This window comes from Agromyces cerinus subsp. cerinus (genome assembly GCF_900142065.1).
Lineage (GTDB): Bacteria > Actinomycetota > Actinomycetes > Actinomycetales > Microbacteriaceae > Agromyces > Agromyces cerinus.
This window is the reverse complement of sequence record NZ_FSRJ01000001.1, coordinates 175656-202511: the sequence shown is the minus strand read 5'-3', so window position 1 is coordinate 202511 and position 26856 is coordinate 175656. Positions and strand designations below refer to the sequence as shown.

The 26856-nt window shown below is 70.8% G+C and carries 24 protein-coding genes; 7 read left to right on the top strand and 17 right to left on the bottom strand.

Translation table 11 applies throughout. The features are described from left to right. Positions 1-62 precede the first annotated feature (62 nt). On the top strand, positions 63-1424 hold the full coding sequence (locus tag BUR99_RS00930; protein ID WP_074258521.1) for an MFS transporter: 1362 nt from the start codon (positions 63-65) through the stop codon (positions 1422-1424). Positions 1425-1619: 195 nt separating this feature from the next. Further along, positions 1620-2039 carry a four-helix bundle copper-binding protein gene (locus BUR99_RS00925; protein ID WP_200802641.1) on the top strand — a complete coding sequence of 140 codons (420 nt, stop codon included), beginning with the start codon at positions 1620-1622 and terminating at the stop codon, positions 2037-2039. Positions 2040-2054: 15 nt separating this feature from the next. Here the strand turns inward: BUR99_RS00925 and BUR99_RS00920 are convergent, their stop codons facing one another. From BUR99_RS00920 to BUR99_RS00865, 12 genes are all read right to left on the bottom strand, one after another. Beyond that, complete coding sequence (locus tag BUR99_RS00920; protein ID WP_084183502.1) at positions 2055-2408, bottom strand: hypothetical protein; 354 nt, start codon at positions 2406-2408, stop codon at positions 2055-2057. 139 nt (positions 2409-2547) lie between these two features. Next, positions 2548-2874, bottom strand: a complete 327-nt coding sequence (gene fdxA / locus BUR99_RS00915; RefSeq protein WP_074258520.1) for a ferredoxin — start codon at positions 2872-2874, stop codon at positions 2548-2550. Then, positions 2871-4301, bottom strand: coding sequence for an FAD-dependent oxidoreductase (locus tag BUR99_RS00910; protein ID WP_074258519.1), 1431 nt, complete (start codon positions 4299-4301; stop codon positions 2871-2873). Before BUR99_RS00910 ends, fdxA begins: the two co-directional genes overlap by 4 nt. Next, on the bottom strand, positions 4298-5146 hold the full coding sequence (gene cobA / locus BUR99_RS00905; RefSeq protein WP_084183501.1) for a uroporphyrinogen-III C-methyltransferase: 849 nt from the start codon (positions 5144-5146) through the stop codon (positions 4298-4300). Before cobA ends, BUR99_RS00910 begins: the two co-directional genes overlap by 4 nt. After that, a complete protein-coding gene (locus BUR99_RS00900) occupies positions 5143-6147 on the bottom strand; it encodes an ABC transporter permease (RefSeq protein WP_074258518.1) in 1005 nt (334 codons plus the stop codon). The genes cobA and BUR99_RS00900 overlap by 4 nt, the downstream gene beginning before the upstream one ends. Next, positions 6137-6880 (bottom strand): ABC transporter ATP-binding protein, encoded by a 744-nt coding sequence (locus BUR99_RS00895; protein WP_074258517.1) that lies wholly within the window; start codon positions 6878-6880, stop codon positions 6137-6139. The genes BUR99_RS00900 and BUR99_RS00895 overlap by 11 nt, the downstream gene beginning before the upstream one ends. An 8-nt stretch (positions 6881-6888) precedes the next feature. Further along, a complete protein-coding gene (locus tag BUR99_RS00890) occupies positions 6889-8001 on the bottom strand; it encodes an ABC transporter substrate-binding protein (RefSeq protein ID WP_074258516.1) in 1113 nt (370 codons plus the stop codon). Next, the gene (locus BUR99_RS00885) at positions 7998-9362 is read right to left on the bottom strand and encodes a sulfate adenylyltransferase subunit 1 (RefSeq protein WP_084183500.1); all 1365 of its coding nucleotides are present in this window, start codon (positions 9360-9362) and stop codon (positions 7998-8000) included. Before BUR99_RS00885 ends, BUR99_RS00890 begins: the two co-directional genes overlap by 4 nt. Next, positions 9362-10285 (bottom strand): sulfate adenylyltransferase subunit CysD, encoded by a 924-nt coding sequence (gene cysD / locus BUR99_RS00880; protein ID WP_234980702.1) that lies wholly within the window; start codon positions 10283-10285, stop codon positions 9362-9364. The genes BUR99_RS00885 and cysD overlap by 1 nt, the downstream gene beginning before the upstream one ends. Next, the gene (locus tag BUR99_RS00875; RefSeq protein ID WP_074258514.1) at positions 10282-11025 is read right to left on the bottom strand and encodes a phosphoadenylyl-sulfate reductase; all 744 of its coding nucleotides are present in this window, start codon (positions 11023-11025) and stop codon (positions 10282-10284) included. Before BUR99_RS00875 ends, cysD begins: the two co-directional genes overlap by 4 nt. After that, positions 11022-12755, bottom strand: a complete 1734-nt coding sequence (locus tag BUR99_RS00870; protein ID WP_074258513.1) for a nitrite/sulfite reductase — start codon at positions 12753-12755, stop codon at positions 11022-11024. Before BUR99_RS00870 ends, BUR99_RS00875 begins: the two co-directional genes overlap by 4 nt. A 155-nt stretch (positions 12756-12910) precedes the next feature. Further along, complete coding sequence (locus BUR99_RS00865; RefSeq protein ID WP_074258512.1) at positions 12911-13648, bottom strand: sirohydrochlorin chelatase; 738 nt, start codon at positions 13646-13648, stop codon at positions 12911-12913. 107 nt (positions 13649-13755) lie between these two features. Here BUR99_RS00865 and BUR99_RS00860 point away from each other — a divergent pair, with 107 nt between their 5' ends. The 5 genes from BUR99_RS00860 to BUR99_RS00840 all read left to right on the top strand — a co-directional run bounded on the left by BUR99_RS00860 (position 13756) and on the right by BUR99_RS00840 (position 19214). Then, a complete protein-coding gene (locus BUR99_RS00860) occupies positions 13756-15333 on the top strand; it encodes a carboxylesterase/lipase family protein (RefSeq protein WP_074258511.1) in 1578 nt (525 codons plus the stop codon). A gap of 139 nt (positions 15334-15472) precedes the next feature. Further along, positions 15473-15700: a hypothetical protein gene (locus BUR99_RS00855; protein ID WP_074258510.1), complete on the top strand. Its 228-nt coding sequence runs from the start codon at positions 15473-15475 to the stop codon at positions 15698-15700. A 78-nt stretch (positions 15701-15778) separates the two neighbouring features. Further along, positions 15779-17656, top strand: a complete 1878-nt coding sequence (locus BUR99_RS00850) for an ABC transporter ATP-binding protein (RefSeq protein WP_074259385.1) — start codon at positions 15779-15781, stop codon at positions 17654-17656. 145 nt (positions 17657-17801) lie between these two features. Continuing rightward, complete coding sequence (locus tag BUR99_RS00845; RefSeq protein WP_074258509.1) at positions 17802-18629, top strand: hypothetical protein; 828 nt, start codon at positions 17802-17804, stop codon at positions 18627-18629. Between the two features lie 75 nt (positions 18630-18704). Then, positions 18705-19214: a 2'-5' RNA ligase family protein gene (locus BUR99_RS00840; protein WP_074258508.1), complete on the top strand. Its 510-nt coding sequence runs from the start codon at positions 18705-18707 to the stop codon at positions 19212-19214. Here the strand turns inward: BUR99_RS00840 and BUR99_RS00835 are convergent. The 5 genes from BUR99_RS00835 to BUR99_RS00815 form a co-directional block, all read right to left on the bottom strand. Then, a complete protein-coding gene (locus BUR99_RS00835) occupies positions 19180-22242 on the bottom strand; it encodes an alpha-mannosidase (protein ID WP_074258507.1) in 3063 nt (1020 codons plus the stop codon). The genes BUR99_RS00840 and BUR99_RS00835 overlap by 35 nt on opposite strands. 11 nt (positions 22243-22253) lie before the next feature. Continuing rightward, the gene (locus BUR99_RS00830) at positions 22254-23129 is read right to left on the bottom strand and encodes a carbohydrate ABC transporter permease (RefSeq protein WP_084183499.1); all 876 of its coding nucleotides are present in this window, start codon (positions 23127-23129) and stop codon (positions 22254-22256) included. Then, positions 23126-23932: a carbohydrate ABC transporter permease gene (locus BUR99_RS00825; protein ID WP_200802674.1), complete on the bottom strand. Its 807-nt coding sequence runs from the start codon at positions 23930-23932 to the stop codon at positions 23126-23128. Before BUR99_RS00825 ends, BUR99_RS00830 begins: the two co-directional genes overlap by 4 nt. A gap of 147 nt (positions 23933-24079) precedes the next feature. Beyond that, entirely contained in the window at positions 24080-25426 is a 1347-nt protein-coding gene (locus BUR99_RS00820; RefSeq protein ID WP_074258505.1) for an extracellular solute-binding protein, read from the bottom strand. A gap of 106 nt (positions 25427-25532) precedes the next feature. After that, complete coding sequence (locus BUR99_RS00815) at positions 25533-26735, bottom strand: ROK family transcriptional regulator (protein ID WP_074258504.1); 1203 nt, start codon at positions 26733-26735, stop codon at positions 25533-25535. Between the last annotated feature and the right edge of the window lie 121 nt (positions 26736-26856).

Below are 26856 nucleotides of genomic sequence, written 5' to 3'. Positions count from 1 at the left end.
GACGCCCGACCGACGTGCCCGGAAGCCGGCGCAACGCTCACCCATTGGAGTCTTCGCTGACGATGTCCACATCGACCGCGGCCACGGCCGCCCCCGCAACCCCCGCGAATCCGCGCAGCCGCGTCGTCCTCGCGAGCCTCATCGGCACCACGATCGAGTTCTACGACTTCTACGTCTACGCGACCGCCGCCGTCCTCGTCTTCCCGCACCTCTTCTTCCCGACCGGCGACCCGACCACGGCACTGCTCGCCTCGTTCGCCGTCTTCGGCGCCGCGATGGTCGCCCGCCCGCTCGGCGCCGTCATCTTCGGCCACCTCGGCGACAAGCACGGCCGCAAGGCCACCCTCGTCGGCGCGCTGCTCACGATGGGCATCGCGACGTTCCTCATCGGCCTGCTGCCGACCTACGCGATGGTGGGCTGGCTCGCGCCGCTCCTGCTCGTCGTGCTCCGCATCGCGCAGGGCTTCGCGCTCGGCGGCGAGTGGTCGGGTGCCGCGCTCGTGGCGACCGAGAACGCGCCGAAGGGCAAGCGCGCCTGGTACGGCACGTTCCCGCAGCTCGGCGCGCCCATCGGCTTCATCATCGCCAACGGCCTCTTCCTCGTGATCGCGGCGGCGCTGCCGTCCGACGACCCCACCATGCCGTCGCAGGCCTTCCTCGACTGGGGCTGGCGCATCCCGTTCCTCTTCTCGGTCGTCATGGTGATCGTCGGCCTGTGGGTGCGACTGCGCCTCGTCGAGTCGACCGCCTTCTCGAAGGCGTCGAAGGAGGGCAAGCTCAAGAAGCTCCCGCTCGGCGAGGTCTTCAAGCACCACTGGAAGCAGCTCATCCTCGGCACGTTCTTCATGCTCGCGACCTACGTGCTCTTCTACCTGATGACGACGTTCTCGCTCAGCTACGGCCGCGCGGCGGTCGAGCCCGTCGACGGCGCCCTGCCCGGTCTCGGCTACTCGTACAACACCTTCGTGCTGATGCTCATCGGCGGCGTCGTGTTCTTCGGCATCTTCACGCTGCTCTCCGGCCCGTGGGCCGACAAGTGGGGCCGCCGCAAGACGCTCATCTGGGTCACGCTCGCGATCATCGTGTTCGGCCTGCTCTGGGTCCCCCTCCTCGGCGCCGGGTTCTGGGGCGTCATGCTCTGGCTCGTCGTGGGCTTCTCGCTCATGGGCATGACCTTCGGCCCGATGGGAGCGCTCCTGCCCGAGCTGTTCCCGACGAACGTGCGATACACGGGTTCCGGCATCTCGTACAACGTGTCGTCGATCCTCGGTGCGGCCGTCGCCCCGTTCATCGCGGTGGCGCTCTGGGGGGCCGGTGGCGGCAGCCCGTTCTGGGTCGGCATCTACCTCTCCGTCATGGCGGTGCTCACGCTCATCGCCCTGCTCGTCTCGAAGGAGACGAAGGACGTCGACATGGACGCCTGATCACCTCGTGATCCGAAGGGCGGATGCCGCGCGGCATCCGCCCTTCGTCGTCTGTTCCGATCATTCACACGATCGAAACGCGCACCCCTTCTCGGCCGCGAAGCGCGGGCGTAGCATGGCTGCGAACAGGGCCGCAGAGTCATCCGCCGGCATCGTCGACGCTCAGCGCCCGGGACGGCGGGCGAGCCGATGAACATGACGATGGACATGATGAAGGGCGCGATGTCGTCGTCGGAGATGCCGATGCAGGGCATGGATCCGGCGATGATGCAGGAGTGCATCGAGGCGCTCTCCGCGTGCATGCAGGCGTGCGTGATGTGCGCCGATTCCGACGCCGCAGCAGGCATGGGCCGATGTTCGAGCCTCTGCGCGAACTGCGCCGACATGTGCGGCACCATGATGCGCATGATGCTGCGCATGCACGGCTGGGACATGCAGGTGATGATGTCGATGATGCAGTCGACCGTCATGATGGCGCGCGCCTGCTCGGCCGAGTGCATGTCGCACGCCGAGATGAGCGAGCAGTGCCGGCTCTGCGCGATGGCGTGCGATCAGGCCGTCATGGCGATGGAGAAGATGATGGGCTCGATGAGCGGGGCGATGCCGACGGCCTGATCCCGAACGAAGCGCTCAGGCCGTCGCGACACTGAAGCGGCGACCGCCGTGCGCGAGCACGCCGTAGACGTCGTGCACGGCGACCGGCGCGCCGACGACCAGCACGCCGTCGAAGGCGTCGTGGTGCCACACGCGGCGCAGGCCCCCTCCCGCGAACTCGGCGACGGTCGCGAAGCCGTGGTCGTCGATCTCGACGACGATCGCGTCGACCCACTTGCTCGCCGTCGCGCCGGCGAGCCGCTCCTGCATCGCGTGCAGCCGGTGACCGGGCCGGTCGCTCCCGCACGTCGCCGCCGCCTCGCACCCGCGCATGCCCATGACCGTGCCGGCGTGCGGCTCGGTGCGGGTGTGCGGTTCGCGGTGCGACATGAGGGCTCCTCGGGGTTCGTTGCGGCCACGATACGCCGCAGGCGAGCGGATGTCGCGGGCGCCCGTCACACGCGGAAATGAACCGCCCAACGGCGCAACGGCCCGACTCCCCCGCGCGGCCGACCGTCGTCGCGGCGGCTCAGGCGTGCGCCGCCTGCGGCGGCAACGCGGCGATGAACGGGTGGTCGAAGTCGAGGACGCCCGTCTTCGCAGCACCGCCCGGCGAGCCGATCTCGTCGAAGAACTCGACGTTCGCTTTGTAGTAGTCGGCCCAGACGTCGGGCAGGTCGTCTTCGTAGTAGATCGCCTCGACGGGGCAGACCGGTTCGCAGGCGCCGCAGTCGACGCACTCGTCGGGGTGGATGTACAGCGAGCGCTCACCCTCGTAGATGCAGTCGACGGGACACTCGTCGATGCACGCGCGGTCCTTGACGTCGACGCACGGCAGCGCGATGACGTAGGTCACGAGAGCGCCAGTGCGCCGTCGCGCGAGATCTCCACCTGGTCGCCCCGGGGCACGACCTTCACGCGCTCGCGCACGATGCCGACGTGCGCCGCGTCCGTCGACTCCCACGCCTCGCCGAGCGACCGCTCGTGCGCATCGAGCGCCAGCCAGCCGTTCCACGTCGTGTACGCAACGCCGCGGGCGTCGAGCAGTTCGAAGATCTCGTCACCCTCGGCCGCATCGACGAGGGCCGCGGGGAGCGAGCCCGCCGTGGCATCCTCGACCAGGTTCGTGATCGTCTCGAGCGCGTCGCCCTTGGTGTGGCCGATGAGGCCGACGGGGCCGCGCTTGATCCAGCCGGTCGCGTAGACGCCGGGCAGGTGCTCCCCTGCGGCATCCGTCACACGCCCGCCCGCGTTCGGAATCACGGCACGCTGCTCGTCGAACGGCACGCCCACGACCGGGGAGCTGGCATAGCCGACGGCGCGGTAGACGGCCTGCACCGGCACGTCGACGAACTCGCCGGTGCCCTCGACCGAACCGTCGCCGACGGGGCGAGTGCGCTCGAAGCGCACGCCCTCGACGCGCCCGTCGCCGAGCACCTCGACGGGTGCGTGCAGGAAGTGCAGGTGCAGCCGACGCGACGCGGTGTACTCGTGGCCGGAGGGCTTTCGCCATCCGTTGAGCGTTCGGGTCATGACCTTGACCTGGTTGTTCGCGGCGAACAGCGCTTCGGCGTGCGGGTCGTTCGCGGCGCGTTCGAAGTCGTCGTCGTAGACGATCACGTCGACATCGGGCACCTCGCCGAGCTCGCGCAGCTCGATCGGCGTGAACTTCACGTGCCCGGGGCCGCGCCGGCCGAAGACGTGCACGTCCGTGACGGGCGAGGCCTCGAGGCCCGCGACGACGTTCGCCGGCACATCCGTCGTCAGCAGGTCCTTGGGGTGCTTCGCGAGCACGCGGGCGACGTCGAGCGCGACGTTGCCGTTGCCGATGACGGCGATCGACTCGGCCTCGAGCGGCCACTCGCGCGGCACGTCGGGGTGGCCGTCGTACCAGGCGACGACGTCGGCCGCGCCGAACGAGCCGGGCAGCTCGATGCCGGGGATGTCGAGCGGCGCGTCGCGGAGCGCGCCGGTCGCGAAGATGACCGCGTCGTAGCGCTCCTGCAGCTCGGCGACCGTGATGTCGCGGCCGACCTCGACGTTGCCGATCAGCCGGATCGTGCCCGCGTCGAGCATCTCGTGCAGCGAGTTCACGATGCCCTTGATGCGGGGGTGATCGGGAGCCACGCCGTACCGGATGAGGCCGTACGGCGCAGGAAGCGACTCGTACAGGTCGATCGCGACCGCTCCGCCGGCCTCGGTGACCTGGCGGTTCAGGATGTTTCCGGCGTAGATGCCGGCGGGGCCGGCTCCGACGATCGCGACGCGGAGGGAGAGGGTCATGGCTGCGTGGTCTTTCGTTGGAGTTTGCTGGTTGAGCTTGTCGAAACCAGCTTGGGCAGGCTGATTTCGACAGGCTCGATCAGCGAGAATGGGGCGTACGGGCTCAGGGTCACGACGTCGCCGACGACGACGACCGCGGGCGAGCGGATGCCGCGGCGTGCCGCCTGCAGCGCGATCGTGTCGAGCGTGCCGACGGTGACCCGCTGGGCCGGCCCGTAGCCGTCTTCGATGATCGCGACGGGGCAGTCGCCCCCGCGTTCGCCGCGGGCGAGGGTGATCGCGGAGTTCGCGAGCGTGCCGATGCCCATGAGCAGCACGACCGTGTGGTCGCGGCCGCCGCCGAGCGACTGGATCTGGTCGTGTCCCGTGACGACCGTGAAGGTCGTCGCCAGGCCGCGGTGCGTGAGCGGGATGCCGGCGATCGCGGGCACCGAGATGGCGCTCGTGATGCCGGGCACGACCTCGACGTCGATGCCGCGGTCGCGGCAGAAGGCGAGCTCCTCGCCTCCGCGGCCGAAGATGAACGGGTCGCCGCCCTTCAGGCGCACGACGCGCTTGCCGTCGCGGGCGAGGGTCACGAGCAGCTCGTTGATCGCGTCCTGCGGCACGGCGTGGTGACCGGGGAGCTTGCCCACGTCGACGACCTCGGCGCTGAGTTCGACCCCCTCGACGGCGAGCCCGTCGAGCACGCCGCGGGCGCCCAGCCGGTCGGCGACGATGACGTCGGCCGCCTCGAGCGCACGGAGGCCGCGGATGGTGAGGAGGCCGGCGTCGCCGGGGCCTGCGCCGACGAGCACGACGCGCCCGTTGGCCGCTGCGGTGGCGTCCAGGTCGTGTGCGGTCATCGGGTGCCTCCCTGGAGCAGGCCGCGACGGCGCAGCATCCGTCGTTCGAGCGGGGCGAAGAACACGAGCTCGATGAGGACGCCGATGAAGAGGATCACGAGCACCGTGGCGAGCACGCCGCCGATGTCGGCGAGCTCCCGGCTCTGCTGCAGCATCGAGCCGAGGCCGAAGCCGATCGTGCCGCCCACGGCGATGATCTCGGCGGCCATGAGCGAGCGCCATGAGAACGCCCAGCCCTGCTTGAGGCCCGCGACGTAGCCGGGCAGCGCCGCGGGAAGCACGACGAGGGTGGCGAGCCGCGTGCGTCCGGCGCCGAGTACGGTTCCCACTCGGCGCAGCTGCGGTGGCACCTGTTCGACGCCCGCGATGAGGCCGTTCACGATCGACGGCGTGGCGCCCATGAGCACGACGAAGTAGACGGTGGCATCCGTCAGCCCGAACCAGAGGATCGCGGCGGGCACCCACGCCACCGACGGCAGCACCTGCAGGCCCGAGATGATGGGGCCGACCGCCCGGCGCAGCGGCTTCACCTCGGCGAGCAGCAGGCCCAGGGGCGTGCCGACGACGACGGCGATGAGGAAGCCGACGACGCCGCGCTCGAGGCTCGTGATCACCGCGGTCTGCAGGCGGCCCGACTCCCAGCCGAGCGCCATCGCGTTGAACACGTCGACCGGGCCGGGCACGATGTCGGGTCGCGGCTGGGCGATCACGACGTAGAGCTGCCACGCCGCGACCAGGGCGATGACGAAGAGGATGGGCGGCAGCACGCTCGTGGTGAAGCGCTGCCACGCGCCGGGCGCGTGCTCGGGGTCGGTCTGCAGCCGGTCGAGGCCGGCCTCGAGGCTGCGGAGGTCGTCGGCCTTGCTGGTTGAGCTCGTCGAAACCGAGTCTGTCGAGTTGTTTCCAGCGGGCGAGTCGGCTTCGAAGGGCGAGCCGGTTTCGACGGGCGAGTCGGTTTCGACAGGCTCAACCAGCAGCTGGCCGTCAGTGTCATGCGGCATTTCGGCGGATCTCCTTCCGGAGCTGTTCCGTGATCTCGATCGAGAGCGCCGCGACCTCGGGCGACTCGATGCGTCGACCGGAGGTCTCGGCGATGCGCCACTCGCCCGCGACCCGGCCGGGGCGGGACGACAGGAGGACGACCCGTTGCCCGAGCCGAGCAGCTTCGCGGACATTGTGTGTGACGAAGACGATGGTGCGACCGGTGCGGCGCCAGACCCGCTCGAGCTCCTCGTGCAGCAGGTCGCGGGTGATGGCGTCGAGCGCGGCGAACGGCTCGTCCATGAGGAGCACGGGCCGGTCCTGTGCGAGGGCACGGGCGAGCGCGACGCGCTGGCGCATGCCGCCCGAGAGCTCGTGCGGGCGCTTCTCCGCGGCATCCGCGAGGTTGACCGTGTCGAGGAGTTCCAGCGCCTCCGCGCGGCGGGCCGATCGCGCGACACCGCGCAGGCGAAGCGCGAGCTCGACGTTCTGGCGGGCGGTGAGCCACGGCATGAGCGCCGATTCCTGGAACATCACTGCGGCGCCCTCTGCCGGCACGTCGATCGCACCCGTCGTGGGGCGGTCGAGGCCCGCGATGAGGTTCAGCAGCGTCGACTTGCCGCAACCCGAGGCGCCGAGCAGGCAGACGAACTCTCCGGCCTCGACCGAGAGGTTCACATCGTCGAGCACGAGCGGGCCGGCGCCGAAGCGCTTGCCGAGGTGCTCGATGCGGATGGCCGTCTGCCCGCTCATGGTGGCTCCTACTCCTCGCCCAGGCCGCCGGCCGAGACCGGTTCGCCTCCGTCGGATTCGAGCAGCCCGTTGAGGAGCCGCAGGTCGAACAGGCCGTCGATCGAGCCGTCCTTCTGGGTGCCCGCCTCGAGGCCGTTCGCCACGAGGGTCTCGAACGTCTCGGCGTGCGGGTCGACCGAGAAGCTCACGTGCTCGAGCGCCCGGGTGATGACCTCGTCGGCGAGCGGCTTGCCCGTTTCGGCCTCGAGGGCGGCGTTGATGACGGTCGGCGCCTCGTCCGGGTTCTCGTCGAGCCAGGCCACCGAGGCGAGGTGCCCCTCGAGCAGCGCCTGCACCGTCTCGGGGTGCTCGGCGAGGAACTCGGCGCGCACGAGCAGCACGGTCGTCGGGAACGCGCCGTCCTCCCACAGGTCGGCCTCGTCGACGAGCACGTGCGCGCCGGCGTCGACGATCAGGCGCGAGACCCACGGCTCCGGCAGCCAGGCGCCGTCGAGGGCGCCCTGCTGGAAGAGGGTGAGCGTCTGCGCGTTCTCGGTGGGCGTGATGTGTACGTCGCCGCCGCCCGTCGTGTCGGTCTCGTACCCCTCGTCGGCGAGCCAGGAGCGCAGCGCCACGTCTTGGGTGTTGCCGAGCTGCGGAGTCGCGAGGGTCGTGCCCTCGAGGTCCGCCGCGGAGTCGATGCCGTCGCGCACGACGAGCGCCGCTCCCCCGGTGGCCGCGCCGGCGACGATGTGCGCCGACTGCCCGCCCGACTGGATGAACGTGTTGATCGAGGGGTTCGGACCGATGTAGGTCGCGTCGATGGCACCGGCCGAGAGCGCCTCGATCGCGGCGGGGCCGGCGTTGAAGACCTGCGTCGTGAGCTTCGTGTCGCCGAGCGCGTCGGCGAAGAGGCCCTCCTCCAGTCCCACGAGCGCCGGCGCGTGGGTGACGTTCGCGAAGTACCCGAGTCGCAGCTCAGCCGCGGGCTCCGTCGAAGCGGATGCCTCGGCGTCCGGTCCTGCGGCGGCCTGCGGTGCGCAGCCGCTCAGGGCGAGCACGGCGGTCGTGACGATCGCGGCGGCGAGCATCATGCCCGCGACCAGGCCGAGGCGGGAACGGGCGCGTGATGTTGCGGTCATGCTGCTACTCCTTCGGGGTCGGTGGTCGTGCGGGTGGTGCTGCCGGCGTGGCCGGTGGTGGGCGTCACCGGTGCGGTGACGATCCCGGCAGCGAGCGTGGCGCCCGACTGCGGGTCGATGACGAGGAAGGCGCCGGCGCGACGATGCGCGGCGTACTCCTCGACGGGCAGTTCGGCCGAGAGGCGCAGGCGCACCTGGCCGATGTCGTTGATCTCGAGCAGCGCGGCGGGCTCGAGCTCGAGCGAGTCGAGGTCGCGGCGCCCGAGGATCTCGGGCACGAGCGCCTGCACGGTGGTCGTGCCCGACTTCACGAGCACGCGGGCGCCGGGGCGGAGCGGCGCACCGCCGAGCCAGAACACCGCGGCGTCGAGCTCGCGACGCGGTTCCGGCAGGGCGCCGGCGGCGACGACGACGGCGCCGCGTGCGGCGTCGAGCTGGTCGGCGAGCCGGAGCGAGACCGAGCGGGGCGCGGATGCCGCGTCGAGCTCGAGCGACCCGGCGTCGATGCCCGTGACCGTGGTCGTGGCACCGCCGGGGTACACCTGCACGCGATCGCCGACGCGCACGGTGCCCGAGGCGATGCGGCCGGCGAAGGCACGGTAGTCGCGGAATCGCTCGGGATCTTCGACGTCGTGCGCCACGGCGCCCTGCGGGCGGATGACGAGCTGCACCGGCATCCGCAGCGCCTCGAGCTCGGTCTCGAGCTCGTCGAGCGACGGCAGCGCCTCGAGCAGTTCGATGAGGCTGGGTCCGTCGTACCAGGGGGTGTTCGCCGAGCGGTCGACGACGTTGTCGCCGGCGAGTGCCGAGACCGGGATGACGTGGGCGGCCGGCAGGCCGAGGTCGACGGCGAGCGCGGAGACCTCGTCGGCGACGGCGGTGCAGGCGGCCTCGGAGTAGCCGAGCAGATCGATCTTGTTGACCGCGATGATCACGTGCGGCACCCGCAGCAGCGCGACGACGGCGAGGTGGCGCCGGGTCTGCTCGAGCACGCCGTTGCGGGCGTCGACGAGCACGACGACCGCATCGGCCGTGGTCGCGCCGGTGACCATGTTGCGCGTGTACTGCACGTGCCCGGGGCAGTCGGCGAGGATGAACGAGCGCCGGCCGGTCGAGAAGTATCGGTAGGCGACGTCGATCGTGATGCCCTGCTCCCGCTCGGCGCGCAGGCCGTCGGTGAGCAGTGCGAAGTCGATCGCGCCGGGCTCGCCGCCGAATCCGCGCTCGGCCGAGGTGCGGGCGACCGACTCGAGCTGGTCGGCGAGGATCGCCTTCGAGTCGTGCAGCAGGCGGCCCACGAGGGTCGACTTGCCGTCGTCGACCGAGCCGGCCGTCGCGAAGCGGAACAGTGCGTCGCCCATCAGAAGTACCCGTCCTTCTTGCGATCCTCCATGGCGGCCTCCGAGATGCGGTCGTCGGCCCGAGTGGCGCCGCGCTCCGTCAGCGTCGACGTCGCGACCTCGGCGACGACGTCGGCGACAGATGCCGCGGCCGACTCGACGGCACCGGTGCAGCTCATGTCGCCCACGGTCCGGTAGCGCACGGTGCGACGCTCGACCTGCTCGTCGGGGCGCGCCGGTGAGACCTCGCTCACCGCACGCCACATGCCGTCGCGGCGGTACACCTCGCGCTCGTGCGCGTAGTAGAGCGGCGGCAGCTCGATGCCCTCGCGCTCGATGTAGCGCCAGACATCGAGCTCGGTCCAGTTCGAGATCGGGAAGGCACGCACGTGCTGGCCCACCGTGTGGCGGCCGTTGTAGAGGTCCCAGAGCTCGGGGCGCTGGTTGCGCGGGTCCCACTGGCCGAACTCGTCGCGGAGGCTGAGGATCCGCTCCTTGGCGCGCGCCTTGTCCTCATCGCGGCGTGCGCCCCCGAAGACGGCGTCGTGCCGGCCCACGGCGATCGCGTCGAGCAACGGCTGCGTCTGCAGCGGGTTGCGCGTGCCGTCGGCGCGCTCCTGCAGGCGGCCGTCATCGAGGTAGTCCTGCACGGAGGCCACCTCGAGTCGCAGACCGAGTCGGGCGACCGTGCGGTCGCGGAAGTCGATGACCTCGGGGAAATTGTGCCCCGTGTCGACGTGCAGCACCGGGAACGGCACGCGGCCGGGCCAGAACGCCTTGGCCGCGAGATGCAGCACGAGCACGGAGTCCTTGCCGCCCGAGAAGAGCAGCACCGGCCGCTCGAACTCGGCGACGACCTCGCGGATGATGTGGATCGATTCGGACTCGAGTGCGTCGAGCGCGTCGATGCCGGTCTCGACGGGGATCGTGTCGGTGGCGCTCATACGTGCAACCCGCATTCCGTCTTGTCGAGGCCTGACCAGCGGCCGGCCCTGGGGTCCTCTCCCTCGGCCACCTGTCGGGTGCACGGCTCGCAGCCGATCGACGGGTAGCCCTGGGTCAGCAGGTCGTTCACGGGGACGCCGAAGGCGTTCGAGTAGTCGATCAGCTCGTCGAAGCTCCACGCGGCGAGCGGATTGACCTTGACCAGCCCGTTGCGCTCGTCGAACGTCACGAGCGGGGTGTTCGTGCGAGTGGGCGCCTCGTCGCGGCGTACGCCCGTGAACCACAGCTCGTACCCCGCGAGCGCATCGTGCAGCGGGGCGACCTTGCGCATGGCGCAGCACTCGGCGGCGTCGCGGGCGAACAGGTCGAGCCCGTACTTCGCGTTCTGCTCGGCGACGGTGAGTTCGGGCAGCACGTCGACCACGCGCACATCGAGCGCCGACGCGACCCGGTCCCGCGTCTCGTAGGTCTTCGCGAAGTGATAGCCGGTGTCGAGGAAGAGCACGTCGACACCGGGCAACGACTGGGCGACGACGTGCGGGAGCACGGCGTCGGCCATCGAGCAGGCGACGGCCGCGGCATCCGCAGCGAAGTTGCGAGCGACCCAGGCGATGACCTCGTAGGCGGATGCCTCGTCGGCCGCGAGGCTGCGGAGTTCCGCGTTGCCCGCCTCGGCCAGCTCGCGAAGTTCGTCGTGGGTGCGCAGCACGGTCGCGCGGGGAGCGAGGGAGACGCTCATCGGAGCACCTCCTCGTCGGCGCGGTGCGCCCATTCGGCGAACGTCTCGTCGGCCGCGGCGTCGCGCCCGTCGAGGAAGCGCTTGACGACCCGCTCGACGTAGTCGGCGATGCCGTCGGCTTCGACCTTGAGGCCGCGCACGGTGCGGCCGAGGCCCGCCTCCTCGCGGTCGGCCGTCGCGAGGCCGCCGCCGAGGTGCACCTGGTAGCCGGGAACCTGTTCGCCGGCGTCGTTCATGATCAACTGGCCCTTCAGGCCGATGTCGGCCGTCTGGATGCGCGCGCACGAGTTCGGGCAGCCGTTGACATGCAGGCTGATCGGGTGCGGCAGGTCGAATCCGTCGAGCGTGCGCTCGAGGTCGAGCACGGCGGCCGTCGCGAACGCCTTGGTCTCGACGATCGCGAGCTTGCAGAACTCGATGCCGGTGCACGCGATCGTGCCGCGGCGGATGAGGCTCGGGCGGGCAGAGAGGCCGAGCTCGTCGAGGCCCGTGATGAGCGACTCCACCCGGTCCTCGGGGATGTCGAGGATCACGAGCTTCTGGTGCGGCGTGGTGCGGAGACGCGTCGAGCCGTGCGCCTCGACGAGGTCGGCGAGCTTCGCGAGCGTCGGGCCCGAGACCCGGCCGACGATCGGCGTCGCACCGACGTAGAAACGGCCGTCCTTCTGACGGTGCACCCCGACGTGGTCGCCGTGCGCGAGCGGCTTGGGAGCCGCGGGGCCGTCGGGAAGCGGGCTCGCGAGGTACTCGGTCTCGAGCACCTGGCGGAACTTCTCGGTGCCCCAGTCGGCGAGCAGGAACTTGAGTCGGGCCTTGTTGCGGAGGCGCCGGTAGCCGTAGTCGCGGAAGATCTGGGCGACGCCGTGCCACGCCTCGACCACGCGCTCGGGGGCGACGAAGACGCCGAGCCGCTCGGCCAGCCGCGGTGAGGTCGAGAGACCGCCGCCGACCCACAGGTCGTAGCCGACGCCGAGGTCGGGGTGGTGCACCGCGACGAACGCGACGTCGTTGATCTCGTGCACGACGTCTTGACTCGGGTGGCCGGTGATCGCGGTCTTGAACTTGCGGGGCAGGTTCGCGAGCGTCGGGTCGCCGATGAACCGGCTCGTGATCTCGTCGATCTGCGCCGTCGGGTCGATGAGTTCGTCGGCTGCGATGCCCGCGACCGGCGAACCGAGCACGACCCGCGGCACGTCGCCGCACGCCTCGGTCGTGCCGAGCCCGACCGCCTCGAGGCGCCGCCAGATCTCGGGCACGTCCTCGACGCGGATCCAGTGGAGCTGGATGTTCTGCCGGTCGGTGAGGTCGGCGGTGTCGCGGCCGAACTCGATCGAGATGTCGGCGATCACCCGCAACTGCTCGGTCGTGAGCTGTCCGCCGTCGATGCGGACGCGGAGCATGAAGTACTCGTCCTCGAGCTCGTGCGGCTCGAGCGTCGCCGTGCGGCCGCCGTCGATGCCCGGCTTGCGCTGGGTGTAGAGGCCCCACACGCGGAAGCGGCCGTGCAGGTCGGTCGGGTCGATCGACGCGAACCCGCCCTTCGAGTAGATCTCCTCGATTCGCCCGCGCACGCTGAGGCCGTCGTCGACCTGCTTCCACTCCTCGTTGCCGTTGAGCGGCGTGGTGCCGTCGACCTTCCACTGCCCGTGCGGGCGACTCGCCGGTCGGGGCGGACGCTCGCCGGAGCGGGCAGCCGGGCGGTTCGGCGCCTCGATCGTCTCCTGCGTCATGTCTCTCCTCGGTCACCGCTGGGTGCGGGTTTCGACCGAGGCTAGGCCGGTTGTCGGCGGGCCGGAGCGTGCGCCGTCACATCACGGCAAGGAAGGCAACATGGCGTCAACCGCGGCAATGCGGCGTCACAATCGGTGAGACGGAGCGTCGCGCGCTATGCTCCCGGCGCAGCATCGGATGTCTCGGCCACTGCCTCCGCGAACCGGTCCAGCACGACGTCGACGAGCTCGTTCGGCGCGTCACCGGGGGTCAGGAGCGGCTCGGTGAGGAGGTCGGCGCCTGCGGCCGCCGCGAGGTCCTGGAAGTACCCGGGCGCGAGCAGGTAGCTCGCCGCCACGACCCTGCGGCCGCCTCCGTCCGCCCGCACGGCGGCGATCGCGTCGGCGAGTCGGGGCTCGGCCGCCGAGAGGAAGCCGACCGTCACCGGCGCGCCGAGGGCCGCGGCGAGCCGCTCGCCCATGTCGCGGCAGTCGTCGACGGCGCGCACATCGCTCGAACCCGCCACAGCGAGCACGACGAGGTCGTCGCGCGTGGTGCCGGCCTCGACGAGGCGGCGGCGCAGCACCTCGACGAGCCGGTCGTCGGGTCCGAGCGCTGCGGCGAGCCGCACCCGACGATCGGCGACGGCCTCGATCTCGCGTCGCAGGTCGACGTGCACGTGGTACCCGGCCGAGAGCAGCAGCGGCACGACGACCGCGGGCGTCGCCGGCGGCAACGAGGCGAGGGTCGCCGCGACATCCGGTTGCTGCACATCGACGTGGCCGAGTCGCACCTCGACCGACTCGGCGACCGACTCCTCGACGGCGGCGATGAGCCGCTGCACGGCGGCCTGCCCGTCGGAGGATGCGGTGCCGTGCGAGATGCCGACGAGAGCGGCCGTGGTGAGATCCATCCCCCCATCGTGCACTGCGGTCGGGCTGCTCGCGCGCGCGCTACCGTCAACTGCTTTGACAACGCTGTGGACACACCGTAGATTCCGGGAGAACACGAGGGAGCAACATGACGACAGGAAGACTCGCCAAAGTCGCGTCGATCGCGATCGCGGCCACGGCGACGGCACTGCTGCTGAGCGGATGCATCGCCGGAGGCGCGGCCGACGACGCCGCACCGGCCGCCGCACCGCAGGTCGAGATCGAGCAGGGTGCGCTCACGGGCGTGGCGACCGCCGACGGCGTCGAGTACCTCGGCATCCCCTTCGCCAAGCCGCCGGTCGGCGACCTGCGCTGGCGCGAGCCCGAGGCCCCCGAGCCCTGGGCCGGCGTGCTCGACGCGTCGAAGCCCGGCCCCGACTGCGCGCAGACCGTGAACGGCGACTCCGACGGCTCCCTGAGCGAGAACTGCCTCTACCTGAACGTCTACGCGCCCGATGACGCCGCGAAGGAGAAGCTGCCGGTCGTCGTCTTCCTGCACGGCGGCGGGTACACCGCAGGTACGCCGAACATCTACGACGGCCGCAACTTCGCCGCGACCGGCGACGCCGTCACCGTGATCCCGGCCTACCGCCTCGGCCTGTTCGGCTTCTTCGCCACCGCGGCGACCGCCGAGGAGGGCGAGTACGGCGCCCAGGGCAACTGGGGCATGCTCGACCAGCAGCAGGCGCTGCGCTGGGTGCAGGAGAACATCGAGACCTTCGGCGGCGACCCCGACAACGTCACGATCGTCGGCGAGTCCGCCGGCGGCGGCTCGGTCTGCTTCCAGCTCGCGTCGCCCACGGCCGAGGGGCTCTTCGACAAGGCCGTGGTGCAGTCCATGGCCTGCGGCGCCGGCGCACCGGCATCCGACCCGACCGAGTTCACGGCGCAGTGGGGCTGCGCAGCCGACGACGCCGAGTGCCTCCGCGCCGTGCCGACCTCGACGATCGTGGGAACGGCGACCGGGTTCGGCTTCGCCTCGCCCGCCGCCGGCGGCCCCGACCAGCCGGTCGGCCCGCTCGAGGCGGCTGCCGACGGCACGCTCGCCGACGTGCCGATCATGATGGGCGTCACCCGCGACGAGTGGCTCGGCTTCGCCTCGGCGCAGTACCCGCTCGACCCCGCCGAGTACGAGGCCGGCGTCACCGCCCAGTTCGGTGCGCTCGCCCCCGACGTGCTGGAGCTCTACCCCGCCGACGCCGGCGAGGACCCGATCTTCGCCTCGGGCTGGCTCAGCGGCGACTCGATGTTCGCCTGCCCGTCGGTCGTCGCCTCCGACGGCTTCGCCGACGCCGGGCGCTCGGTGTACTTCTACGAGTTCGCCGACGAGACGACACCGGGGTGGCGATCGCTGGGCGACCCGTTCCCGCCCTCGACGCTCGACCTCGGCGCGACGCACACCACCGAGCTGCAGTACCTGTTCAACTACACCGCCGCACAGCGCGCGCTGAACGACGAGCAGCTGGCCCTCGCCGACCAGATGGTCGCCCTGTGGTCGTCGTTCTTCGAGACCGGCACGCCGAGCATCGACGGCGGGCCCGAGTGGAGCACGTTCGCCGACGGCCGCGAGGTGCTGGAGCTGAAGACCGAGGAGGCCGGCGGCCTCGAGATGATCGACACGTTCGAGACCGCGCACAACTGCGGCTTCTGGAACGGGCTCGGCTAGTCCGGCACGAGCAGTGACCAGGAGGCGGGGCGGCTGGATCAGCCGCCCCGCCTTCGTCGTCGGCACACCGGTTCCTGCGCGCCCTCGTCGTTGTCAACTCGCATTGACGATCGATGGCAAGTCAATTATGGTTGACGCCATGGACGACCACACCCTCCGAACCGCGATCGCGGCGGCCGACGGCGACGACCCGTATCGCGCGCTCCGCGACCTGCACCATGCACGGGTCGCGCTCCTCCGCGAGCTCGACCGCGCCGAGGCCACCGCGGTGCGACGGGCTCGGGCCGCCGGCTCGAGCTGGCAGCTCATCGCCCTCGCGCTCGACGTCTCCAAGCAGGCCGTGCACAAGAAGTACGGACGCAGGTAGGGCACGTAAGCTGCAAGACGGCGATTTGCGACACTCGGGCGGATGCGGCATCCGCTCGTCGCACGCCAGGAAGAGGACATGAGCGACACCCCCACCCGACGATCCCCCTTCTCACGGCGCGGTGAGACCACCGGCCCGCGTGCGACCTTCCGGCAACTGCTGCCCTTCATCTTCGAGCACCGCCCCGTGCTCATCTGGGTCGCGATCCTCTCGATCATCGGCGCGCTCGCGAGCCTCGCCCAGCCGCTCCTCGTCGCCCAGGTGATCACCGTCGTCGAGGCGAACGAGCCGCTCGGCAGCATCGTCTGGGCGCTCGTCGCCCTCGTCATCGTGAGCGGCGTGATCACGGGCTACCAGCACTACCTGCTGCAGCGCACGGGCGAGGGCGTCGTGCTCTCGAGCCGCAAGCGACTCATCGGCAAGCTGCTGCGGCTGCCCATCGCCGAGTTCGACACGCGCCGCACGGGCGACCTCGTCTCGCGCGTCGGCAGCGACACGACGATGCTGCGCGCAGTGCTCACGCAAGGCCTCGTCGAGGCGATCGGCGGCACCGTCACGTTCATCGGCGCGCTCATCGCGATGCTCATCATCGACCCCGTGCTGCTCGGCCTCACCGTGCTCGTCATCGCCGTCGCCATCACGACCGTCACGCTGCTGTCGCGGCACGTGCGCGAGGCGTCGCACCAGGCCCAGGCGAAGGTCGGCGACGTCGCGGCATCCGTCGAACGCGCCATCGGCGCCGTGCGCACGATCCGCGCGGCCGGGGCGACCGAACGCGAGATCCGCGATGTCGAGGCGCACGCGGAGGGCGCCTGGCAGATGGGTGTGAAGGTCGCGAAGATCTCGGCCCTCATCGTGCCGGTCGCCGGCATCGCGATGCAGGTGTCGTTCCTCGTGGTGCTCGGAGTGGGTGGTTTCCGTGTGGCTTCCGGCGCCCTCGCGGTCGCGGACCTCGTGGCGTTCATCCTGTTCCTGTTCATGATGATCATGCCGCTCGGCCTGTTCTTCGGTGCCATCACCTCGGTGAACCAGGCGCTCGGCGCCCTCGGCCGCATCCAGGAGATCCTCGACCTGCCCGACGAGGACGCGCACGACCGCGAACTCGCGCCGCTCGCGCTCATGGTCGGCGAGGCGAACGAGGGCGTGCTGCCGGGCGCCCCGGCGATCGCGTTCGACGACGTCTCCTTCGCCTACGCGGCGACGCGTCAGGACCCGGCCGACCCCGCGAACGAGACCGCTGACGAGCATCTGCCCGAGCCCGACGTCACCGACCGGCAGCCCGTGCTGCGCGGGGTCTCGTTCCAGGTGCCGCGTGGGCAGCGGATCGCCCTCGTCGGCCCCTCGGGCGCCGGCAAGTCGACGATCCTGGCGCTCATCGAGCGGTTCTACGATCCCTCGGTCGGCAGCGTGCGCATGGGCGGTCTCGACCTGCGCTCGCTCGATCGCGCCGAGCTCCGGGCCCAGATCGGCTACGTCGAACAGGATGCCCCGGTGCTGGCCGGCAGCCTCCGCGACAACCTCAAGCTCGGCAGCCCCGACGCGAGCGACGCCGCGTGCGAGCAGGTGCTGCGCGCGGTGAACCTCGGCGGCGTGCTCGATCGCGACGCCGCGGGCCTCGACGCCGCGGTGGGCGACGACGGCATCATGCTCTCGGGCGGCGAACGCCAGCGCCTCGCGATCGCCCGCGCCCTGCTCGCGGCTCCCCCGATCCTGCTGCTCGACGAGTCGACCTCATCACTCGACGGGGTCAACGAGCGCATGATGCGCGACGCCGTCGACGCCGTCTCCGAAGGGCGCACGCTCATCGTGATCGCGCACCGGCTCTCGACGGTCATCGACTCCGACCGCATCATCGTGCTCGACGAGGGCCGCGTGATCGGCGAGGGCACGCATGCCGAGCTCGTGGCGGCGGTGCCGCTCTACCGCGATCTGGCGGCGCATCAGCTGCTCGTGTGACGGTGAGGGCGAGACGCGCCGACCTCAGTGCGAACCCGAGTGAAACTCAGTGCTCGCTCGGATGGCGCGCCGAAGCCGCCTTCGTAGCGTGGACTCCCGCATCCCCCACCGGATGCCCCGAGCCCATGCCCCACGGAGGAACACCATGACCATCGCAACCGTCTCGAACGAGCGCGATCTCGAACGACTCGACGAGCTGCCCGTCGACCTCATCGACGAACTGCCCGATGCGGCGGACGACGCGGAGGCCGCCGCCACCCGCAGCGGCCTCGGCAACTCGTTCGACCGCGTGCAGGCCGGCATCCAGGGCTGGCTCCGCCACTGGGAGCCGCTGCGGCTGCCCGCGTTCACGGCCGTGCGCGACGTCATGCCCGACGACGACCGCGGCCGCTCCTCGCTGCAGGCCGCGCCGACCCAGCCCGACGGTGCCGTGCGACTGACGGCGAGCCTCTACGACCCGCCGAACCGCGACGGCGACCCGCTCGCCTGGTCGCGCAACTGGGCGAGCCTCGCCGTGCTGCCGCCGGCTCGGGAGTCGGGGCGACTGTTCTACCGATTCCGCGTCTCGAGCCGGCTCGTCCTCGACGGGCAGGCCTCGCTCAGCCTCGTCTCGACGAGCGTCAACTTCGGCGTCGTCGCGGACGTCGCGAAGGCGAGCCCCTTCCACGTCACGGGATTCGCGACGCCGATCGCGCGCCCCCTCATGGGCGTGCAGTGCCGCGAAGACCAGGATGCCGCTGCGTCGCAGGTGTTCGAGGGCTCGATCGCCGTACGCCAGGGCGAGACCCCCGCGATGGCGTTCGTCATCGGCGCCGACCTGCTCTTCGAGCACGGCTGGGTGCGCGTGCACGAGGGGTCGAGCACGTGGATCGGGCCGACCGAACCGGGCGCGAGCGGCACGATCGAGTTCCGCTACGCGCCCGCCGCGATGCTGCGCCTGCTCGGCCGGCTGGACGAACCGCACATCGCCTGAGCGCGTCCGGCCGGGACCGGCCGCTCGGTCGATTCGGCCCTGTACGTCCCGGGCGAGGTCGACGAGAATCGGCGGATGACGCACTTCGTCGTCGTGCTTCCGCTCTCGCCGCTCGGTCCGGACGAGTCGTTCACGGTCGCCGACTGGCCGCTGCACGTCACGCTCGTCGAGCCGTTCACGACGGAACGACCCGACGAGCTCGTCGCGGCGGTGCTCGGCGGGGTCGCCCGCGAGGCTCGGCCGATCAGCAGCGCCGCGGGTGAGCCCGCCATGTTCGGCCGCCGGCACGACGTGCCCGTGACCCTCATCCGCGACGGCGGCGAGATCTCCGCCCTGCGGTCCGCGACGCTCGCCGCCCTCGCGACCGCCGGGATCGAGCCCGGTCACCTTCGCATCGACTTCCGACCGCACGTCACCGTGAAACGCCACGGGCGGCTGGGCACCGGCGATCGGGTGCTGCTCCGCCAGCTCGCCCTCATCGACATGCGACCGTCATCGGGCGCGCATCACCGCCGCGTGCTCGGTGCGTGGCCGCTCGGCGCGGCATCCGTCACTCGTTCGTCGCCGCCGTCGCCCCGCGACTGAGCCGCACGGTCGCGAGCTGGAACGGGCGGAGCTCGAGCTGCCAGGCGCCGGGCGTTCCCGCCACCTCGGCCAGCCGCGCCCTCGACTCGGCGAGCGGCCGTTCGAGCAGGTCGACCTCGGTCGCCACCGCTCCGGCCGACTCGGCGGAGAGCACTGCCTGCGCGCGGGAGCCGTGCGCCTCGTAGAGCCGCACCACCACATCGCCGGAACGGTCTTCGGCGAGCTTCACGGCCTCGACGATGACCCCGTCGCCCGCCACGGCGATGAGGGGAACCACGCGATCGACGGCGGCGTCGAGCAGCCGTCGCGGCGGCACGTTGAGCCGGTACCCCTCGGCGACGGCCTCCGGGATGCCCGCGCCCGGAGCGATCGCGACGCGGAAGACGTGCGCCCCCTGGTCGGCAGTCGGGTCGGGATAACGGGGAGCCCGCAGCAGGGACAGGCGCACGGTGGTCACCGTGGCCCCGTCGACCACGGCACGCGCGATGTCATGCCCATAGGTCGCGTCATTGGCGACGGCGACACCGTACCCGGGCTCGCCGACGTGCACCCAGCGATGCGCGACGGACTCGAAGCGCGCCGCGTCCCACGAGGTGTTCGTGTGCGTCGGTCGATGCAGGTGACCGAACTGGATCTCGGAGGTCGCCCGCTCGGCGTGCACGTCGAGCGGGAACGCGAGCTTCAGCAGCTTCTGCCGCTCGTGCCAATCGACATCGAGACGGACGTCGAGCGCCCGGCCCATCGCCTCGAGCGAGACGGTCTCGACGACCTCGGAGTCGCCGAATCGCCGGACGATACGCACGACGACGCAGGCGGGGTCCTCGTCGACGATCTCGATCGACTCGACGTCGCGGAGTTCGACGACGTTCCGCCGGTCCTGCACGTCGACGTCCCAGGCATCCCACTGGTTCGGGGTGTCGCGGAACAGCTGCAAGAGCTTCGCCGCACCGCCGTCGGGGATCGCGTCGCGCCCGGTCCTCCGGTCGACGAGGGAGACGAGGAGCCCGTGGCCGTCGAGCACGGCCTCGAGCCGGGCGTTCGCCAGCACGATCCGCTCGCCGTCGCGCCGCACGGTGGCCGCGGCATCCGTCTCGGGCGTCACCGCCGCGGCGAGCGCGGCGACTCCGTCGAGCGGGAGCGGTCCGGCGTTCGCCACGACGGTCTGCTCCCCGTCGCCCACGAGGGAGCGCAGCGAGCGCGCGATGATCGCCTCGAGCGATTCGGCGACCTCCGCGTAGCGGCGCTCGGCCTCGGCGTGCACCCAGGCGATCGACGACCCGGGCAGGATGTCGTGGAACTGCTGCAGCAGCACCATGTGCCAGGCCGTCTCCAGTTCGTCGTACGGGTACTGGAGTCGTCCGCGCACCGCCGCCGTCGCCGCCCACAGCTCGGCCTCCCGCAGCAGATGCTCGCTGCGCCGATTGCCTCGCTTCGTGCGCGCCTGGGATGTGTAGGTGCCGCGATGGAACTCGAGGTACAGCTCGCCCGACCAGACCGGCGGCTTCGGCAACTCCGCCTCCGCCGCCTCGAAGAACTCCCGAGGACTCGACAGCACGACTCGCGGCGACCCCTCGAGGTCCGCCGTGCGCGCGGCAGCGGCGAGCATCTCCTCGGTGGGCCCGCCGCCTCCGTCGCCCCAGCCGAACGGCACGAGCGAGGTGTTGCCCGAGCCGTGTTCGGCGTACTGCCGCTCGGCCCGCGCGAGCTCGGCGCCCGAGAGTTCCGAGTTGTACGTGTCGACGGGAGGGAAGTGCGTGAAGATGCGCGTGCCGTCGATGCCCTCCCAGTCGAAGGTGTGGTGCGGCATCACGTTCGTCTCGTTCCACGAGATCTTCTGGGTGAGGAACCAGCGGCTGCCGGCGGCCCTGGCGATCTGCGGCAGCGCCCCCGAGTAGCCGAACGAATCCGGCAGCCACACCTCGAGCGGTTCGACGCCGAACTCCTCCATGAAGAACCGCTTGCCCGCGACGAACTGGCGGGCGAGCGCCTCACCGCCCGGCATGTTGGTGTCGGACTCGACCCACATGCCGCCGACCGGCACGAACGAGCCCTCGGTCACTCGCCGGCGCACCCGTTCGAACAGTTCGGGATAGGCCGCCTTCAACCAGGCGAACTGCTGAGCGGATGACGCGGCGAACACGAAGCCCGGATTCCGCTCGATGAGCGCGTCGACGTTCGAGAAGGTCCGCGCGACCTTCCGCACCGTCTCGCGGGTCGGCCAGAGCCAGGCGCTGTCGATGTGCGCGTGGCCGACCGCGTGCACCCGGTGCGAACTCGCCCAGGCCGGAGCGGAGAGTGCAGGCGCGAGCAGCTCACGGCCGCGCACTGCGGTGCCCGACACGTCGTCGGGATCCATCGCGTCGATGCAGCGTTCGAGGGTCCTGAGGATCTGCGCGCGCCGGGGCAGGGCCTCCGGCAGCTCGGCGTGCAGGCCGCGCAGGGTCCAGATGTCCTGTGCGAGCTCCCAGACCGGAAGGTCCCGCAGCGCGACCTCGAGCCGGCGCATCCGGTAGAGCAGCGCGTCTCCTGCGGTGGCCGGGTCGCCGAGCGGGGTGGGTGCGAACGACCAGCCGCCCTGGAGATCGGGGTTGGACGCCGCCTCGAGGAACACCTCGAAGTCCTGCCCCGGCTGGGCCTCGAGCGGCACCGCGCGATTCAGCGGCTCGATCGCCTTGATGATGACGCCGTCGGCGCTCCAGACCGTGCCTTCGGCCTGGAAGCCCGGCGCGGCACCCGTGAAGCCCAGGTCGACGACGAGTTCGACCCGGGTATCGCCTTGCGCCGCCCACGCGGCGGGCACCCGGCCGCGGATGCGGAACCAGGTCGTTCCCCAGGGCCGGCCCCACGGGGCATCCGTCTCGAACGGCGTGAAGCGCTGCGCGGCGGCCTCGGCGAACGGCACCGGCTCGCCCGGCGCCACCCACTGCTCGATCGAGACGGGGGCGCTCCGGCGATGGAGCGCCGGCTCGATGCGCTCGGCGACGAACCGCGCGATTCTCCGTTCGACCAACCTGCTGTCGTCGTGCATCGGACCAACCCCTATCCCTTGATCGCGCCCTGCATGGCGAACGAGCCGCCGATGCCCTTCGACACGATGATGTAGAGCACCACCACCGGCAGCGAGTAGATGAGCGAGTACGCCGCGAGCTCACCGTATGCGACGGTGCCGTACTGCCCGAAGAAGCTGAAGACGCTCACCGAGGCGGGTTGCTTCGAGGGCGACAGCAGCAGGATGAACGGCACGAAGAAGTTCCCCCATGCCTGGATGAAGACGAAGATGAAGACGACCGCGAGCCCCGGCCGCATGAGCGGCAGCACGATCAGCCGGAGTGCGCGCATCGCGGAGGCACCGTCGACCCACGCCGCCTCCTCGAGCGAGACCGGCACCGAGTCCATGAAGTTCTTCGTCATCCAGATCGCCATCGGCAGGCTCGTCGCCGCGAGGAAGAACGTCACCGCCGCGAGGTTGTCGAGCATGCCGAGCCGCACGAAGAGGCTGTACACCGGCACCATGATCGCCGTGATCGGCAGGCAGGTGCCGAACAGGATCGCCGAGAGGTACGGGGTGTTGAACCGCGAGTTGTACCGCGAGATCGGGTACGCGGCGAGCACCGCGACGATCACCGTCACGATGGCCGAGCCCGCCGACAGCACCGTGCTGTTCCAGAGCGGCAGCAGGGTGCGCTCGGGCGTGAGCACGGCGGCGTAGTGCTCGAGGGTGAACTCGGTGGGCACGCGCGTCTGCTGGCTCGGCGCCGTGTCGATCGAGGCCAGGAACAGCCAGGCGAGCGGCACCAGGAAGCACGCGCCGATGACGAGCAGCACGACGTTCGCGGCGAGGGCGGCGACCGCTCGTCGCGGCGACGCCATGCTCAGGGGTCGCGGGCGGGTCGGTGCCGCCGTCGGCCCGGTCATGAGTCCCTCCCCGGTCGGAGCGTGCGCAGGTAGAGCACCGAGAACACGGCCCCGATCAGGATCATGACGACCGCGATCGCCGACCCGTAGCCGATCTCCTGGAACTTGAACGCCTCCTGGTACGCGAGGATCGGCAGCGTGGTGCTGCTGATGCCGGGACCACCCTTCGTCATCACCCAGATCAGCGTGAAGACCGCGAGCGTCTGCAGCGTGATCAGCATGAGGTTGGTGGCGATGCTCCCCCGGATCATCGGGATCGTCACCCAGACGAGTCGCTTGAGTCCGCCGGCGCCGTCGATGACGGCGGCCTCGGTGATCTCGGGCGGCACGTCGTTCAGCGCCGCCTCGTAGACCATCATCGAGAACGCCGTGCCGCGCCAGACGTTCGCGAGGATCACGGCGAGCATCGGGAAGTCGTAGAGCCAGTTCGCACCGTCGATGCCGATGCCTGCGAGCAGTTGGTTGAGGGTGCCGTCGTCGGCGAAGTACGCGTACGCCGCGAACGCCGCGACGATCTCGGGCAGCACCCATGCGCCGACCACGATCGTGGTCACGATGGCGTGCGTGGCGCGGCCGACCCGACCGAGCAGCACCGCGATCGCGAGCCCGAGCACGTTCTGGCCGATCACCGCCGATGCCACGACGAAGACGACGGTCAGCCAGACGGACACCGGGAAGCCCGGGTCATGCAGGAGTCGCGTGTAGTTCTCGAAGCCGACCCACGACGGGTCCTTCGCGTTTCGGCCCGTGAGCGCGGTGTTCGTGAACGAGATCGTGACCGACCAGATGACCGGGCCCGCCATGAACAGGGCGAGCAACAGGATCGATGGGACGACGGGGAGGAATCGTGCGATGGAGGTGCGCGATGACCGGCCGCCGCGGGAGTTCGGGCGTTCCCGCGACGGCCGGACGGCGCCGTCACGCAGTGCCGATGTGGATGCCACCACCCGTCACTGCGTCACATTCTCATCGCCGACGATGCCGATCACGGCCTGGTCGTAGGCCGCGGCGGCCTCTTCCGGACTCATCTGCCCCGTCATGACCGCCTCGGTCGCCGCCTGGATCTCGGCCGAGATCTGCGGGTAGTCCGCCGTGGCGGGACGGAAGTGCGTGACGCTCACGAGGTCGGTGAAGAACCCGATGAACGGGTTCGCCTCGAGATACGCCGGGTCCTCCGCGACGTCGGTGCGCACCGCGATCTGCGAATTCGCGATGTTGTACTCGAGCGCGTTCTCGCGGTCGAGCGCCATGGCGAGGAAGTCGAACGCCTCGTCGGGGTTCTGGCTCTGCGCTCCCACCGCCAGGGTCCAGCCGCCCGAGAGGCTCACGGCTCCGTCGCCCTCGCCGTTCTGCGTCGGGAAGGCGGCGACGCCGATGTCGTCGACGTACTCGGGCCACTCGTACGATCCGCCCTGCTTCCAGAACGACGGCGACCACGATCCCTCGATGGTGCCTGCGATCTGCCCACCGGGGAACCACTCGCCGAACAGCTTCTGCCACATCGAGCCGTCGAGCGCGACGTCGGGCGCCGGCGCCAGGCCCTCACCGTAGAGGGTCTCGATGAACGCCAGCGAGTCGACGAAGCCCTCGGAGCCCGTGACCCACTTCTGCTCCTCGGCGTCGTAGAGGGTGTCGTCGGTGCCGTACATGAGCATGCCGAAGCCCTGCATGACCGACCCCTCACCGGCGGGCTTGCCGGAGTACACGTTGAACGCGACCTTGTCGGGCGAGGCGGCCTTGACGGCGCGAGCCGTCTCGAGGATCTCCTCCCAGCTCTTCGGCTCCCACGGGAGCGGGACCCCCGCGGCTTCGAGCACCGACTTGGAGTACCAGATCCCGCGGGTGTCGGTGCCGAGCGGCACCGCGTAGACACTGCCGTCGTCTGCCCGCCCGGCCTCCTTCGCCCCCTCGTTGAACTGCTCCCAGTCCTTCCACTCGTCGAGGTACTCGTCGAGGTTCAGCAGGTAGCCCGCGTCGACATCGCTGCGCACGCGGAAGGTGTCCTCGTAGAACACGTCGGGCGCCGTCTCGGCGCTCTGCTGCATGAGTGCGAGCTTCGTGGCGTAGTCGCCCTCGTCGGCCACGATGGGCTCGAGCTCGACGGTGACGCCGGGGTTGGCGGCCTCGAACTCGGGCTTCACCTTCTGGAAGAGCTCGTCGAGCGCGACGAAGCCGTCGGTCTTCTGGTAGACGATCGTGATCGTCTTGGAGTCGTCTGCCGCCGGGCTGCACCCGGCGAATGCGAGGGCCACCGCAGAGACGGTCGCCACGCCGGCGAGTACGCGAGAGAAACGCATGGTGCTCCTTTGCTCCAGCTGGATCGAACGCGGTCGCGTCTGTCGAAATAGTAAATCGAATGGAATTACTCTGCAAGCCCCCGGCGCATCCGATTCGGAACCGGTGTCAGGCGTCGAGCATCAGGCGTGCCGCCGACGGCCCGAGCGCGCGCTCGAGCACCAGGCAGGCGGCCCCGACCGCGCCGACATCCTCACCGGCCGAGGTGCCGACGACCTGCACCCGCCGAATGGAGCGCGTGACGCTCAGCTCGTCGAGCAGGGCGGGAATGCGCTCGAGGTGGTACGGGCGGAACCGCTGCCAGAACGGCCCTCCGAACACGACGCGATCGACGTCGAGCAGGTCGGTGAGCACGGCGACGGCCTTCGCCGTGCGAGCCGAGGAGCGCTCGAGGATCTGCCGCGCTCCGACGTCGCCCGCGGCCGCGAGATCGCAGAGCGCGGTGAAGCGCACGTCGACGTCGTGCGCGCCGCTTCGCAGTCGCGTGTCGGCGAGCACGCCGAGCCGTTCGGCCTCGGTGACGAGCGCCTGCGGCGTGCAGGTGGCGGCGATGCATCCGTGCAGGCCGCAACTGCACACGGCTCCGCCGGGGTCCACAACGATGTGCCCGACCTCACCGGCGTTGCCCGAGGCCCCGCGCACGACCTCGTCGTCGAGCACGAGACCGGCACCGATGCCGGTGCCGAGGTAGAAGAACACGAAGCTGCCGACGCCGTTGGCACCCCCGGTCCACATCTCGGCCACCGCCGCCGCCGTGACGTCCTTGTCGACCAGCACCGGCAGTCCCGTCGACTCGGCGAGCGCATCGCGGAGCGGCACGCGGTGCCAGCCGAGCAGGTGCGGCGGGTCGACGATGGTGCCGCGTTCGACGTCGATCGGGCCGGGCGCGGCGACACCGAGCCCCACGACCTTCTCGCGCAGCACGCCGGAGTCGGCGATCAGCCGGTCGAGTCCGTCCTGGATGCTCGACATCACGAGCCTGGGGTCGTTCGCGATGGGGGTGCGCCGGCGCGCGTGCGCGACCACGGCGCCCTCCAGGTCGAGCACGACGAAGGTCATCACGGCCGGATCGATGTGCACTCCGGCCGCGTACGCGCCCGCCGGGTTCAGCCGGAGCAGCGTCCTCGGCTTGCCCGGGCCGGAGCTCGCCTTGCCCGCCTCGACCACGAGATCGCCGTCGATCAGGCGCCGCACGACGTTCGAGATCGTCTGCGCCGAGAGTCCGGTCGCCGCCACGAGCTCCACCCGACTGCAGCCGTCGCTCGACCGGCGGATCGCGTCGAAGACGACCGACTGGTTGAAGTCGCCCATGCGCGGCAGGTTCGTTCCGCGCCGCGTGCCTGTCGGATCACCCACGCGGTCTCCTCGACTCGTTTCTCACGACGTTGGAGAAATGGTACCCCCACCGGGCGCCGGCGGTCCGGGAAGTCCT

What these genes read in the sequence shown, in the direction of transcription:
- BUR99_RS00930 (WP_074258521.1), top strand. Translation starts at nt 63, where the DNA reads ATGTCCACATCGACCGCGGCCACGGCCGCCCCCGCAACCCCCGCGAAT.
- BUR99_RS00925 (WP_200802641.1), top strand. Translation starts at nt 1,620, where the DNA reads ATGACGATGGACATGATGAAGGGCGCGATGTCGTCGTCGGAGATGCCG.
- BUR99_RS00920 (WP_084183502.1), bottom strand. Translation starts at nt 2,408, where the DNA reads ATGTCGCACCGCGAACCGCACACCCGCACCGAGCCGCACGCCGGCACG.
- BUR99_RS00910 (WP_074258519.1), bottom strand. Translation starts at nt 4,301, where the DNA reads ATGACCCTCTCCCTCCGCGTCGCGATCGTCGGAGCCGGCCCCGCCGGC.
- cobA (WP_084183501.1), bottom strand. Translation starts at nt 5,146, where the DNA reads ATGACCGCACACGACCTGGACGCCACCGCAGCGGCCAACGGGCGCGTC.
- BUR99_RS00900 (WP_074258518.1), bottom strand. Translation starts at nt 6,147, where the DNA reads ATGCCGCATGACACTGACGGCCAGCTGCTGGTTGAGCCTGTCGAAACC.
- BUR99_RS00895 (WP_074258517.1), bottom strand. Translation starts at nt 6,880, where the DNA reads ATGAGCGGGCAGACGGCCATCCGCATCGAGCACCTCGGCAAGCGCTTC.
- BUR99_RS00890 (WP_074258516.1), bottom strand. Translation starts at nt 8,001, where the DNA reads ATGACCGCAACATCACGCGCCCGTTCCCGCCTCGGCCTGGTCGCGGGC.
- BUR99_RS00885 (WP_084183500.1), bottom strand. Translation starts at nt 9,362, where the DNA reads ATGGGCGACGCACTGTTCCGCTTCGCGACGGCCGGCTCGGTCGACGAC.
- cysD (WP_234980702.1), bottom strand. Translation starts at nt 10,285, where the DNA reads ATGAGCGCCACCGACACGATCCCCGTCGAGACCGGCATCGACGCGCTC.
- BUR99_RS00875 (WP_074258514.1), bottom strand. Translation starts at nt 11,025, where the DNA reads ATGAGCGTCTCCCTCGCTCCCCGCGCGACCGTGCTGCGCACCCACGAC.
- BUR99_RS00870 (WP_074258513.1), bottom strand. Translation starts at nt 12,755, where the DNA reads ATGACGCAGGAGACGATCGAGGCGCCGAACCGCCCGGCTGCCCGCTCC.
- BUR99_RS00865 (WP_074258512.1), bottom strand. Translation starts at nt 13,648, where the DNA reads ATGGATCTCACCACGGCCGCTCTCGTCGGCATCTCGCACGGCACCGCA.
- BUR99_RS00860 (WP_074258511.1), top strand. Translation starts at nt 13,756, where the DNA reads ATGACGACAGGAAGACTCGCCAAAGTCGCGTCGATCGCGATCGCGGCC.
- BUR99_RS00855 (WP_074258510.1), top strand. Translation starts at nt 15,473, where the DNA reads ATGGACGACCACACCCTCCGAACCGCGATCGCGGCGGCCGACGGCGAC.
- BUR99_RS00850 (WP_074259385.1), top strand. Translation starts at nt 15,779, where the DNA reads ATGAGCGACACCCCCACCCGACGATCCCCCTTCTCACGGCGCGGTGAG.
- BUR99_RS00845 (WP_074258509.1), top strand. Translation starts at nt 17,802, where the DNA reads ATGACCATCGCAACCGTCTCGAACGAGCGCGATCTCGAACGACTCGAC.
- BUR99_RS00840 (WP_074258508.1), top strand. Translation starts at nt 18,705, where the DNA reads ATGACGCACTTCGTCGTCGTGCTTCCGCTCTCGCCGCTCGGTCCGGAC.
- BUR99_RS00835 (WP_074258507.1), bottom strand. Translation starts at nt 22,242, where the DNA reads ATGCACGACGACAGCAGGTTGGTCGAACGGAGAATCGCGCGGTTCGTC.
- BUR99_RS00830 (WP_084183499.1), bottom strand. Translation starts at nt 23,129, where the DNA reads ATGACCGGGCCGACGGCGGCACCGACCCGCCCGCGACCCCTGAGCATG.
- BUR99_RS00825 (WP_200802674.1), bottom strand. Translation starts at nt 23,932, where the DNA reads ATGGCGGGCCCGGTCATCTGGTCGGTCACGATCTCGTTCACGAACACC.
- BUR99_RS00820 (WP_074258505.1), bottom strand. Translation starts at nt 25,426, where the DNA reads ATGCGTTTCTCTCGCGTACTCGCCGGCGTGGCGACCGTCTCTGCGGTG.
- BUR99_RS00815 (WP_074258504.1), bottom strand. Translation starts at nt 26,735, where the DNA reads ATGGGCGACTTCAACCAGTCGGTCGTCTTCGACGCGATCCGCCGGTCG.